Source organism: cyanobacterium endosymbiont of Epithemia turgida isolate EtSB Lake Yunoko (assembly GCF_000829235.1).
Lineage (GTDB): Bacteria > Cyanobacteriota > Cyanobacteriia > Cyanobacteriales > Microcystaceae > Rippkaea.
This window is the reverse complement of record NZ_AP012549.1, coordinates 1994083-2008259: the sequence shown is the minus strand read 5'-3', so window position 1 is coordinate 2008259 and position 14177 is coordinate 1994083. Positions and strand designations below refer to the sequence as shown.

At 32.3% G+C, this 14177-nt stretch carries 6 protein-coding genes and 1 pseudogene; 4 read left to right on the top strand and 3 right to left on the bottom strand.

Annotation, left to right across the window (positions count from 1 at the left end; genetic code table 11):
* Window positions 1-1066: 1066 nt before the first annotated feature.
* Complete coding sequence (locus tag ETSB_RS06190; RefSeq protein ID WP_044106943.1) at window positions 1067-1948, bottom strand: tRNA (5-methylaminomethyl-2-thiouridine)(34)-methyltransferase MnmD; 882 nt, start codon at window positions 1946-1948, stop codon at window positions 1067-1069.
* A 236-nt stretch (window positions 1949-2184) separates the two neighbouring features.
* Between ETSB_RS06190 and pyrR the strand changes: the two genes are divergently transcribed.
* Entirely contained in the window at window positions 2185-2709 is a 525-nt protein-coding gene (gene pyrR / locus ETSB_RS06185; RefSeq protein WP_044107660.1) for a bifunctional pyr operon transcriptional regulator/uracil phosphoribosyltransferase PyrR, read from the top strand.
* A gap of 292 nt (window positions 2710-3001) precedes the next feature.
* Window positions 3002-4255: a competence/damage-inducible protein A gene (locus ETSB_RS06180; RefSeq protein ID WP_044106942.1), complete on the top strand. Its 1254-nt coding sequence runs from the start codon at window positions 3002-3004 to the stop codon at window positions 4253-4255.
* Window positions 4256-4548: 293 nt separating this feature from the next.
* Here the strand turns inward: ETSB_RS06180 and ETSB_RS06175 are convergent.
* A pseudogene (locus tag ETSB_RS06175) lies at window positions 4549-4884 on the bottom strand (ankyrin repeat domain-containing protein); the annotation flags it as partial.
* Between the two features lie 578 nt (window positions 4885-5462).
* Here ETSB_RS06175 and ETSB_RS06170 point away from each other — a divergent pair.
* Window positions 5463-6449 carry a permease gene (locus ETSB_RS06170; protein ID WP_044106940.1) on the top strand — a complete coding sequence of 329 codons (987 nt, stop codon included), beginning with the start codon at window positions 5463-5465 and terminating at the stop codon, window positions 6447-6449.
* A 407-nt stretch (window positions 6450-6856) separates the two neighbouring features.
* A complete protein-coding gene (locus tag ETSB_RS06165; RefSeq protein WP_044106939.1) occupies window positions 6857-7594 on the top strand; it encodes a dienelactone hydrolase family protein in 738 nt (245 codons plus the stop codon).
* A 2251-nt stretch (window positions 7595-9845) separates the two neighbouring features.
* Here the strand turns inward: ETSB_RS06165 and ligA are convergent.
* The gene (ligA, locus tag ETSB_RS06155) at window positions 9846-11876 is read right to left on the bottom strand and encodes an NAD-dependent DNA ligase LigA (RefSeq protein WP_044106936.1); all 2031 of its coding nucleotides are present in this window, start codon (window positions 11874-11876) and stop codon (window positions 9846-9848) included.
* Between the last annotated feature and the right edge of the window lie 2301 nt (window positions 11877-14177).

Here is a 14177-nt window from a genome sequence, read left to right as displayed (position 1 = left end):
TAGCTCGGTAATTATTCCGATAGATTCCAATAGTTCCAGCAGCGTCTCCTTGCTAGTCCATAGCAATATACCCGTTATAATCTTCTATCATCAAAGTAAAAGTAGGATAGGTTTTCAAACATTGACAAGCTTGGATAAATGATTGGGGATTAGATTTGGTTCAGATTTGACTTGAAACTAACATTAATTGAATATATACATACATTTTATAAACCATTGATAATGGTTTTTATATTATAGATAGAATCTGCTAATAAAATTACTAGTTTTATCCCAGTCTATTAGAGAACTTTAATTCTTCCTGAGCTTCCTGTAAATAAGTGAGAGTTGAGAGATTTTTTAGGTAAAGATTGAAACCAACTTCGTAAGGTTTATGTGAAATTAAGTAACAGCAGCAATTTTATTTTCTTGACACCAGTTCTTAGAAACCAACAACAAAAAATAGTAAATATTTTTGTTTATATAAATTAAAATAAAGCTTTTATTTAAAGTAAAAAGATTAATCATAGCAAAAAGATGATGAAAAAATCAAAATTATTTGAATGCATTAAATATAAATTTTCAAGAGATATTTTTCAGTTCAAGTCATCAAGTATCTCAATAAAAACATTTGTCCGGTAAAAATCAATCAATCAGATTGATCGCTTTTTCTTTATCTTCTGTTGACCAAAAACAATTAATTCAAGTATTTTATTAAAAGAAAATTTCAAAGATATATTGAATAATATATTCGTAGTCTACAAATAATCTGAAAATTAAATCTGGCGTTAACTCATGAACAAGTTTACGATATCTGTGTTGCCTGAAGTTGACTAAAAACTAATATTTACTGCAGTCGTATACTGTCAAATTGAGTTTAAATAACTCATGCCATCTCACAAAACTTTGGATCTATATAACTCAATTTCAAGATATTCATATCTTTTAGTCGAATTCAAGATTAAACTGAAACTTGGTTCAAAATATTTCCCATCATCATATCATCTTAATTAACTTTCTAGCATCTTTAAAAAGATAATTAACTTCCCTAAAATTTTCCACGGGAACTCCGAATTTGAGAGCGCTATTAATTAAATAACTGTGAGTTTCGCACTAACTTTTTCCATCGTTTTTTCCAACGACTTGTAGGTTCTAAATCACTACTGATTTGTTCTGTACGTCGTCGCTGATTAATTACCATAGCAGAATCTCGAAGACTGGGGTCGCGATAGGGAATAGCTGCACGAGTTTTTAAGTGTTCTTGTTCCTGTAAAGACAAAGGACATAAGTCTTGACAATTGAAACTTGCTACAGTTCCAGGCGACCGCCGCCCCACCCCCTTAGTAGGGGCCACAGTTAACCCAGCCGACTGTAAAGCAGTTCTTACCGCGGCAGCACTTGAATAGGTTCCCAACCTTCCTTGTGAATGTAAACACCCTGATACAAGTTTAATAAATTCTAGAGTCCATAATTGGGGACATTTTGGAGGCGAAAAAGGGTCAAGAAAAATTGCGTCGGCTTTAAAACCAGACTGGTAAAGAGTCTTAATAGTATTTCGAGCATCTCCTATCAATAGGTTAGCTCTCAGTCTTGGTATTTGTATCTCATGATTTTGGGCGAGTTGTGTGAGGGAGTCTCTAATAAAAGAAGGCCATTGTTTAAGTAAATGGTAGACACCCGACTGATAAGGGACATCAATGTCAGATTCTAGAGCAACTAATTCGATGTGACATTTCCGATTAATTGACCAAATTCCTTCTAAAGCTGCTGCGCTATTGTACCCGAGTCCATAGCAAACATCGAGAATTTTCAATGACTTGTGACGTTTTGCTTTCTCTTTGAGTTGACAAGGATCGACAAATTTTTGTTCTGCTTCGAGTTTTGCTCCAGAATGGGAATGGAATAGTTCTTCAAATTCCTCAGAAAAGAAGGTATACGAACCGTCCTCAGTCAGTTGAGGGATGAACATAATTAAAGCAGGAAATATTGGGAGATAGGGAAATAGTTTGAAATATGACTTTTAAGTTCCGTAAAGTCGCGCTCACAGCCAAGCGAAGGCTACTTTACGGAACTTAAAACTTAATAAACAGGGGTGTAGAATTAAATTCTAATTTCCATAGTAAGTTGATTTAGGATTAAGTTTCTACTAAACTTAGTGACTTTAAGTGATTTTATAAAATGGAGGATGAATATAGGGGAGAGGGTATGGTCAAAAAAATACTGACTACGGAAAAAATACGCCGCATCATCACCCGTTTAGCTTCTCAAGTTATTGAAAAATCGGGAGATCTCTCTGAGTTAGTACTTTTGGGGATTTACACCCGAGGGGTGACTTTAGCTTATCTGCTCGCTCAGCAAATTGAGATGTTAGAAGATGTTAAAGTCTCAGTAGGAGCTGTCGATGTGACATTTTATCGTGATGATCTTGATCGTATAAAAACTCGTACTCCTGCTAAAACTAAAATTCCTTTTGACTTAACGGGGAAAACGGTGGTCTTAGTAGATGATGTTCTTTATAAAGGACGGACAATTCGGGCGGCCTTAAATGCAGTGACGGAATATGGACGACCCGAAGTCATTAGGTTATTAGTTTTAGTGGACCGTGGACATCGAGAGTTACCTATTCATCCTGATTTTATTGGAAAAAAACTTTCCACAGCTTCCCAAGAACAGGTTAAAGTGTATCTGCAAGAGACTGACGGGAGGGATGCCGTAGAGTTAATTGAGTAATAAACTACCTTACAAAGCAGACAAAAAGAAAGCATGATTGCTATTTTATTAGTTATCAACAAGTGTAGTATTGGTAGCTATTTTAGATTGAGTATGATAAGTTGGTAACTAATAACTTCTAAAACTCTCTTTCTGAGTGTGTCCTATAACTTAATTTTTTTATATAAATAAAGTTTTTTAAAAATTAAAAACATTGTAGGACAACACTTATGGAATTTATTTATTATTATTTATAATAGCTAGTCTAAAAGAATCATATTTATTAAATTTTAGGGACTTAAGTGAAATTATTATGAGTGCAGAAATTATTTGTGTGGGGACAGAATTGTTATTAGGAGATATCCTAAATACTAATGTTCAATTTTTAGCTAAAGAACTTGCCAGTTTAGGAATTCCCCACTTTTATCAAACCGTTGTTGGTGATAATTTTACCCGTTTACAAAACGTTATTAAAATTGCCAGTCAACGTGCTTCTATTTTAGTGTTTACAGGAGGGTTAGGCCCAACCCCTGATGATCTGACTACGGAAACCATCGCTCAGGTGTTTGAGACTCCCTTGGTAGAACATCCCGAAATTATTAGAGATATTAGTCAAAAATTAGCTGCACAGGGGCGAACTATGGCAGATAATAATCGTAAACAAGCTTTACTTCCTAAAGGAGCTGGTATTTTGCCCAACCCTTCTGGAACTGCCCCTGGCCTTTTGTGGCAACCTCGTCCGAATTTAACCTTAATTACCTTTCCTGGGGTCCCTTCGGAAATGAAACGTATGTGGAGGGAAACGGCCGTTTCTTACCTTAAAAGTCAAGGTTGGGGAAAGGAAATTATTTACAGTCGAATGTTATATTTTAGGGGCATTAGAGAGTCAGATTTATCCGCCAAATTAGCTCACTTCTTCGAATTATCTAATCCTACAGTAGCCCCCTATACTTCTTTAGGAGAAGTACGTTTAAGAATATCTGCAAAAACTCGATCAAAAACAGAGGCAATCGCTCTAATTGAACCAATTACCCAAAAAATTAAAAAAATAGCTGGATTAGACTATTATGGGTCAGATGATGATACTTTAGCTTTGGTAGTCGGAAATTTGTTGAGGCAAGCAGGAGAAACGGCAAGTGTCGCTGAATCTTGTACAGGAGGCGGTTTAGGTGCGATGTTTACCACAGTTCCAGGAAGTTCGGACTATTTTATCGGGGGAATTATTGCCTACAAAAATCAAGTAAAAATCGATTTATTAGGGGTTAATTCCAAAGATTTAGAACAATCTGGAGCTGTTAGCGAGGTAGTAGCACAACAAATGTCCCTAGGGGTTAAAAAACGCTTAGGGACTTCCTGGGGAATAAGTATTACAGGAATTGCCGGCCCTGGGGAAGGGACAGAAATTAAACCTGTGGGATTGGTTTATGTTGGATTAGCTGATAATCAAGGAAGAGTTGAGAGTTTTAAATGTCAGTTTGGGGCAATCCATGATCGTGATACTATACGATTTTTAAGTAGTTATGCGGCTTTAGATCGATTACGTCGCAGATTATTACTTAATAATTAGTATAGAAAAACAAGAAAAGGGAGTGCTTAAAGAACTCTCCATCATAGTCAAAGTCAAATTTTTGACGCGATCAAAGCTTATTCAAAGAATTTAATAAAGTATGTTAGTCAAGGTAGTGAATTTGGATACTTGTTAGATTTTTGGTAAAATTCTGTAACTCTTAGAATTAATTTTAGTTATCCTAACATAGGAATTGACTAACCTGAGCATTAACTGCAACTGTCTTTATATCATACAGACGAGTTGAGGATAAAGGCAAATCCCAATGACTAAAGCCAAGAAATGATTTGTAATTAAAATTTTCCGAAGGTTGGCATCATTGTATTTAAAATGTTTATCAGTAAAACACAACTATTCCCAAAATAAACGGCTTTTTGTTTATCCACAATGTCTGAAAAATTGGCTCCTGCATTGAGTAATGCTAAAATAATTTCTTGATAATGGGTTTTAATCGCTAGATTCAGGGGAGTATCTCCATCTTTGTCTTTAAGATTAACTTCAGACCCTGCTGCTATTAAGGTTTTAGGAATGGCTAAATGTCCTTCATATGCTGCAATCATCAAAGCCGGAGTGCGATCTTCATTAGTTGGATTAACATCTGCACCAGCTTCAATTAAGTCTTCAACAACGTCTAAATAATTAGCCGCCCGCCGCCAACATCAAGGCACTAATCCCTGATGGAGGTCGTTGTCGATTAACCAAAGCCCCTTTTTCTAAAAATAATTTCCTATTAGGCAATCGCATCACTGTGCCGCATACGTTAACATACTTGTTTGATAAAATCAGTAGCAAGTAAGACTTTAACATCGTCTAAATTACATTAGCGAGCCGCATTTACCAACTGAAATTTTAAGGACAAAACCATAGTATTTCTCTAAACTGATTTTTTAAAATATGCTCAGACTACATTAAACTGTAAACACTAAAACAAGAATATTACCGGTAAGAGTAGATTAATGCGCGACGAATCAAAGTAGATTTACTATTAATATTTTTGCTTATGTTCAAAGCAACATACAATAAATACTAAGGGAGAAAAAGCCTTTAGTATTTATTGTTTTAGTTACATCGTTATAGATTTTTATATGAAACCATCTAGTCACAAGTATCTATTCGAACGTAAATAAGTTTGATAATGTTAAGTACGGAGTAGATTGTCTGTGAACGATCTACATTATTACTCAAGATTAATTAGAGATATATTTTTATGTCTGAACTTAGTTATGATGTTACCCTATTTATTAGTCATGTTCTAAAATCTTTACCTTTTCTTCTGTGGGGAATTATTGTTTCGAGTGGTTTACTGGCTTTTGTTGATGAACATCAATTCGTAGCCAAGTTACCGCAAAATAGGATTTTAGGGGCTATTGTTGGCAGTAGTTTGGGAATAATAATTCCCGTAGGACAATACGGTAATATTCCTGTAACGCGGAGATTATTGTTACAAGGTGCTTCTGTTCCCCTGTCTATCAGTTTTTTAATAGCTTCCCCAACTATTAATCCTTTTGTAATTTGGGTTAGTTGGGGAGTGCTTGGCAATTATCCAAGACTTCTTTTCTTACGAATTTTGGGAGCCTGGCTCATTGGTATTATTCTGGGATTAATTTTTAGTACTTATGCCGATAAAACGTCTGGAAAATCCACGAATCTATCTCCCTTGGCAATGTACTCAACTTTACTTCACTCAGGTACTTTATTACGTTCCCGTAATACTCCCCAAACCCTCCATAGGACAGGGAGTTTAATTTATGAGTATAAAGCTAATTCAGCGATTCCTGACCATTTATGGGGGCGATGCTTGTTGTTTTTGGATAATCTGATTAAGGAATTCCTTGAACTCGGTAGTATCCTCTTGTGGGGATGTGTGATAACTACCATGGCTCAAGTTTTTCTACCTCAAGCACAGTTAATAACATGGGGACAAACTCCCGTAACTCAAATTCTAGTAATGTCTCTTTTTAGCTTGGTTCTATCTTTTAATTCTTTGTGGACCCCCTATTTTATCAATCCTCTGACTAATAAGTTTCTATATGGGTCAAATTTGGTTTTTTTGTTGTTAAGTTCTATAATTAATCTTAAAAGTCTTAGCTTGCTTTTCATGACGATACGCCCTAAAGCAGCAATTTATATATCAATTTTAACCGCACAATTAATGATTTTATTGTGCTTTGCCCTTAATTTTTATTTAAGCTAGACTCAGAAAACTGCATAAATTTTTAAATAAATAGAAAAACCTTACTTGATATTCTAGAGGTAGAGTTTAGTATTAAAAATTAATTTTTTGCTAATAAAAATACTAGATAAATAATTAAAGTTTTAAAAAAGCTTCCCTAGTAAACAGCCTGTAAGATTAAATGAAAAGTTAAAATAAGAACATTTTTCACAATTTTATTTCTGTTGCGATAACTCACAATAGTAGCAGTTAGTCTATACGCTTTGAAATAAATAAAAGACATACGGCATCTAAATCAAAGATTCAGTGCCACTTTAAACAATCTCAAGCAAAAAGGTAAGTTTCTGAACTAATTGTTTAGTTTTTTTAATCATTAAAGATAAAATAAATCGCTAAAATAGTAATAGTAAAATCTAATTGTTGGAAGTATGCAAGTCAAACGTCAGAACATTAGCCTTCTTGTGGAAGATAGTGCAATGAGAGTCTATATTGCTTGTCCGAATCAGGAAGGAACTTTCCCGGGAATTCTATTTTATAGTGATATTTATCAGTTAGGAAGTCCTATCACCCGACTAGCCGATCATTTAGCTGGTTATGGTTTTGTAGTGGCTGCCCCAGAGATTTATTACCGTCAGTTACCTCTGGGAACTATCATTGAACCAACAGATCTTGGACGGATTCAAGGAAATGAGGCAGCCCGCAAAACCTCAATGAGTGAGTTTGACTCCGATGCCTGTGCTGTGATTGATTTTTTGAGTAATTACGAAGCAGTTTCCCCGCAACAAATTGGGACAATGGGTTTTTGTATTGGTGGACATCTGGCTTGTCGTGCAGCATTTAACCCTTTGATTAAGGCATCGGTTTATGTTTACCCTACGGGAATTCACAATGGTAAGTTGGGACGAGAAAAAGTAAATACCCTTGCAAGAATGGGAGAGCTTCAAGGAGAAGCCTTACTGATTTTTGGAACTTTAGATCCTCATGTTCCAGAAGATGGCAGAGTTATTATTAGGCAAACCTTGGAAAAACAGAACATCCGCCATAAAATTTTGGAGTATGAAGCCAATCATACCTTTATGCGAGATGATGGTTATCGGTTTGATCCGGTGGCAACGGATGAAGTTTGGAAAGAAATTATCGCATTTTTTCAGCCTATTCTGTCCTAAATCCTGATATTATTTTGTCTTAAAAATTTTTATTAAACAAGAAATGTAAGTAGGGTACGTTAGGTAAGCTACAGTTTTTTGGGTAATTTTTATTGTTACACAACGTACCAAGATGGTTTTTCTGGTGTACTAGAATATACTCTACAGTTTTTGTAAAATTTAATTTACAAACAGTTCCCAAGATTATTTGTAACATAACCTCCAATGACACTTAAAATAGTACTGCATCTAAAAACTCTTAAGATACCTACTACCAACAAGTTTGTTATTCACTTCTTTCAATTGAAATCAAAGGGTGTTTACAGGTGATTTTAAAAGTATTTTAGTTAATTTATGGTCAAGATTCAGATTTAAACCTATTATAAAAAAACAATGGAGAGAATTAAGATAATCAATATAAAAATATATAATATCACACATTGTGGCTAGAGAATTGATAGGATTACAATAATTTGTATGCCGACACCCTAGCCCACCCCACTTATATATAAATTAGGTTCAAGAGCAATTTTTAAAATTTACCATGATAATTAATTCAAAATTATAATAACCTGTTTATAACAGAATTATACTACTATTTGTATTCTCTAAAAGGTTTGTAAAAATTTACAGAATACTAATAATTATAAAAAATATTGGACTATATGTTAATAAACATGCTCGTAATTGATTATTATAGAGTCTCCGAGCATTAATTTATCCTCTTTTATAAAATTTTTTCTTCACAGACAATAAAAATAGTTTATTATCAAACGTAGAAATAGAGAGAAAGTGGTTTTGATTACAGAATCTGAAATTATAAATAATTTGAGTAGAGACTCTATATCTTTTGAGCTTTTTTACTAACGTCTGTCATTGACTGGATACTCTTGAAAAATTAAAGATTGGTAAAACTTTTCCATATATTTGATGAGCGGCTTCGGGAGTTAGAACTTGGGCAAAAAAAGATATCACAAAGAAGCTATTCTCTTAGTTGTTCAATAATTTCCTTAGTTCAGTTTTTAGTTTAAATAAAATTAAGCGCGGTGCTTTAAATTAGAAATAAAAATAAATAAAAATTAACTATGCTAACATAAATAAAAAAACACTACTTTTTTTATGATTTAAAATAGTCAATAAATATAAATTAATATAAATTAATATATTTGTTTACTATAATTTTTATTATGAGTAATACCTAATATAGATTCAATAGTAAGTGGTTGATATTAAAGAAGTTTAAAATATAAAATTACTTAAGAAAAAACGATTATCTAGATATCAAGCTGTTTAAAATTTAGCTAATAGTATTAAAAATATAAGAACTATCTAAGTTTACTTGTGAGCAAAAATTTATTCCGGAACGATAATAAGAGTATAAATGTTTGATTTAAAAAATAAAATTAAAAAAATAAAATTTAAATAAATTTTAAAAAAAATAAAAAAAGTAGATTATCCAATAAGTCAAAGATAATAAGTTTAAATAAAGTATATATTAAATATATTTAAACCCTATAATTATAGGATATATAAACTTATATTATTCAATAATTATTACTGACAATTACTTAGTGTATACAAGTGGTTTAGTTAAAGTAAAACTGAAATAATGAGGAGAAAATAGCTTTAAGTAAAAATAATAGTAATTAGTTTCATTTACTCTACTTAAATAGAAATATCTTATTATCCTCGCAGTATAAATAACCTAGTTTCTAAAAACCTAATTGAATGGAACCAAAATTATGTGGGATAGGTGGAATAGTATTAGGAATTTCAACTAAGTTAAATTATAAATAACAGCGCTAAATATTAAATTTTAAGTTAACTATAGGCAACACAGATGAACATCAACTTTTTTGTAAGTTAAGGTAAGATTTAATTTGAAAATTATTTAAAGATCAAGGAAATATTACTAATAAATTTTTTAAACCTATATATTAATATAAAAGTCAAATAATCACTTATTATCAAGATAATTTAAAGTAAAAATTATTAAAATTAATTGGTAAGTTTTTACTTTTTAAACATTTTTTGAATGAACCCGTTAACAATCAACTTAATAATATTTTTTATATCAAAAATTTGAGCTACCAAAGAGTTTTATCCACTTTCATATTCGACTAAAGACTCATACTTAGTTACCTGAAAAACTTTTTTGAGATTTAGCCTAGAACCTAGAAAATTCGGTTTGCTTTGCCTTCTGATATTTTTTATAAGTTTATTTGGATATAAATATTGAGAATATTTTTTTTTATTTTTATTAAAAATTATTTTATTCAAGTAAATTTAATAATTCTTTTTCAGTCAATAAATTAACTTTTAAAATTCTAGCTTTCTTTAGTTTTAATCCTCCGTTTTCTCCGATTAATAAATAATCAGTATTACGACTCACTGAACCTGTGACTTTACCTCCTTCTTTCTCAATTAAATCCTTTGCTTTACTCCGTGTTAAAGTTGGTAATTTTCCCGTAATAACAAAAATTTTATTTAAAAAAAATTGTCGTATTGATGCTGTTTTTTCTATAGAATTATAAGAAGTTTTTAACTGTATTCCTACCTCTTCTAACCGTTTTATTAATGTTGTATTTTTAGGAATATTAAACCAATCATAAATAGATTTAGCAATTTTTTCTCCTACTCCATAAACTGAACTTAAAGACGCTACTGATACCCGGGATAATTGTTCCGCACTATGAAAATTATTAGCTAATAATTTAGCCGTAACACTACCCACATAACGGATGCCCAACCCATAAAGAACTCGTGCCCAAGGTTGCTTTTTACTATTGTTAATAGCGGCAACTAAATTACAAGCATATTTTTGACCTATGCGGTCTAAAGTAGTCATGTTTTCAGGTGTTAAATAATACAAGTCAGCAATAGATTTAACTAACCCATTATTAACTAATAAAATGATAATTTTTTCCCCCAACCCTTGAATATCTAAGGCATCACGGGAAGCCCAGTGAACTAAACTCCCCCGCAAAACAGCTGGGCAGGAAATATAAATACACCGCGTCACCGCTTCTCCCAGAGGACGGACTAACATTGAACCACATTCAGGACAATGACTAGGCATTTTATAGGGTTCGCTATGGAGAGGGTGTAATTCTGGTAAAACTCGTAGGACTTCAGGAATAATTTCTCCTGCTTTACGAATAATCACTGTATCCCCCACATGGACATTCAACTCAGTCAGGCGATCGTGATTATGTAACGTTGCGCGTCGAACAATGGTTCCTCCCAAATGGACGGGCTCCATAAGTGCCACAGGGGTAACAGCCCCCGTTCTTCCCACATTAACAATAATGTCCTTAACTATCGTGATGGATTCTTCTGCGGGATATTTGAGAGCGATTGCCCACCTGGGAAATTTTTTGGTAAATCCCAATTGTTTTTGTAGTCTAAAATTATTCAGTTTAACTACCACCCCGTCAGTTATATAAGGCAAGTAGTGTCTGGCGGTTTCCCAATGACGAAAGTAATTAACAACGGCTTCTAAAGAGGGGCATAATTGACGGTGAGGGTTAACTAAAAACCCTTGATTTTTTAACCATTCTAAAGACTCCCATTGGCTATTTAACGGGTTGTTTTGAGGCAAATGTAAAGTATAAGCGAAAAATTGTAACCGTCGTTGATTCACTACCTTTGGATCTAACTGTCTGAGGGTTCCGGCGACAGCATTACGGGGGTTAGCGAAGGGGCTTTCTTTTACTTCTCCTCGCTCTACATTTAAGCGCTCAAATTCATCGAGGGGTAAAAAAGCTTCGCCACGAATTTCAACTATAGTAGAAGAATCATCTAAAGCTAATTTTAGTGGAATAGACCGAATAGTCCGCACATTTTGGGTAATATCCTCTCCTGTTTTTCCATCACCTCTGGTAAGTCCTTTAATTAACAGTCCATTTTTGTAGGTTAAAGCTAACGCTGCTCCATCAATTTTTAATTCACAAACATAGTCGATATTTTTATTATTTATGACTCCATAACGACTTTGCCAGCGTTCTTGCCACTTCTTTAATTCATCGAGACTAAAAGCGTTTTCTAGACTATAGAGAGGAATATGATGGGGAATAGAAATAAATTGAGAAGTTAGTTTTTCTCCCACTCGTTGGGTAGGACTATCTGGGGTAATTAATAACGGATGTTGACTTTCAATATTTTGTAGTTCTCGATAAAGTTGATCATAAATCGAGTCCTCTATAATAGGGTTGTCGAGAACATAATAAGCATAATTAGCTTTTTGTAGTTGTTGTCGTAATTTCGTAACTCTCTGTTGTATTTCTGGTATTACCACCTTCATTTTACCTCCAAATACTAAGATAAATAGCTCTTCTAAATTATGACTAATAACTCAGTCGCTAATAACTTATAAAATTTTTATCATAACTGCATTCTCTAATAATAGAAACTTAATTTTTAGTTTTTATTTATAAATATTTCTTCATAGCCAGTCTACACTAGAAAAATAAAAGCTAAATGAGCCAAATTTATTCACTTAAGCTAGTCTTTAGTCGATGGTCAATAAAAAAGTCTTCCTTAACTACTAATTAACCCCACCCGATTGCCAGGGTTTCTTCCTTTTCCATAAAAATACTTATACGTACAGACTTTTTAATTGCCATATTTTATATTCTAATCGAGAAGATAACAACTAACTAATTTAGTGATTATTTTCCTCATATTCTCCAATTAAAAAATAAAAGTTGGGAGCAAGGCAAGGCTTTAGGAGATATCAAAGACTTATCAGTAATAAGTGGTATCACTTATATTATCGTTCATCCGTCACCGGAACACAGCGACTGTCTTGAGCGAAAAATAATAACGCAGTTATGAAGAAATAAATAACCGCTTTATTATTAAAAATTTTTATTTTTAAAAAAGTCAATTGTTTCTTGGTAAGATTAACTTCAACCTTCTATTGTACACCAATTATTTACTAATACTGATGTATGGATAATATGTACTGCCATCATAACCGATACTTATAGTAGTTTTATTGATCGACTTCAGTTTTGCTTATCCTTGAACCAGTACTAAATAAACTTCGAAAGAATAGCTCATCAAGACTAATTTATTTCTCCTGAGTAGACTTGTCTTTTCTAATCTATCTTCACCTTCTAATTTTGGTCTAGTTGAGTGGAAAATTGATTATCAATCTAGGTCTCTTAGTTTGCGACATAAGGAATAGGGATATTGGTAGATGGTTAAAAACTTACCCCATAAGCCGCTCTGAAATAGATCTTCAACAAAACATTTTCCTGATTATTAAAGTTATTTGAACGCAACCGCGTATAATTTTGCAAACGTGATAATTTTGATAAATTTCTTGAGCGTTGATATCTTTTGAAGATGAAAAATGAGTTTAATTACCCAAAATAGTCCAATTTATTTTTTTTAAGGTTTATATAAGTTTTTATCGTATTTGAAGCCATTGTTATTTTCAATGAATTCAACGAGAGTTAAAGAAAAAGTTTGGGTAATAGAGAAAGACTATGATCATTTTTTTATATCAATCTATAATGATGATGGATGTTAAATAATATAAGTTTTGACTCAGTCAAAATACGACAAGGTAAATATTTACATAAAAAATAACTACTAATAATCAAGACTGCAGTAGTTATTTGAAAACAGTAGGAAACAAAACTCACCTACCTTTTGAGCTTCAATCAAAAGAAGTTTTTTTATGTAACTGAGCTGAGTATAACCATGTTTGCTAACTTTTGTTTTATATTCTGTTGATGATAAGTAATCTTTTAAAGTTATTATTGATATTTTTTTAAAAATAGTTTATTAAGAATGTGTCCTTGATACCTAGATAGTTTACCGATCAAATCTTACTTTAACTGACGAACTGATGGTCGTTTATGTTGTATGAAGCTAACTTAAAAGTCAATATTCATCGCAGTCATTTATGATTGAATTAGGTTTAAATCTTTAATACTATACCACAGAATTTTGAATCTATCTAACTAGTCCTTTAAAAACTCAATTAGTGAAGCTAATACCTGTAATTTATCCTTTGTAAGTTCAGGGAAAATAGCACAGTAATGCTACTGACTAGGGTATAAGTTTCGCAAGATAATTATAGAAATTATAGCTAATTAAACCAGGAAATACTTTTTTATAATGGGGAAGAACCTGTAATATATTAAAAATATTAAGTTTTTAAAACACTTAATATTTTTACCTATAAAAAGCGATTATTATGGTTGTAATTCTGCCTATTTTTAAAAAGAGCGTACTCTTTTTTGTCTATCATAAAACCCATATTTATAGATAAAATATACAACTTTTTAAGGAAGCAAATCTATATAATATTTTATTTTATACCTAGCAGATTAATTTTCTACTAGAATACAAGTGTATTTATACTAACTTTAGCTAGGCAGTAATCTAATTCTTCAGCAATTTGCTTGCTAGTTTGTAAATAAGGAATGTGAGTATTCTATCTCCCGCTCGAGCAGGGGAACTTACATATATTAATCAATTTACCCGAAATAAATCTCGTTTTTCTAATCAATACGCTATCTTCTGATAAAAAGCTGTATAAATAAAGCCATCATCTGTTTTTGGTTAACAAAAACATTCGACAAGTATT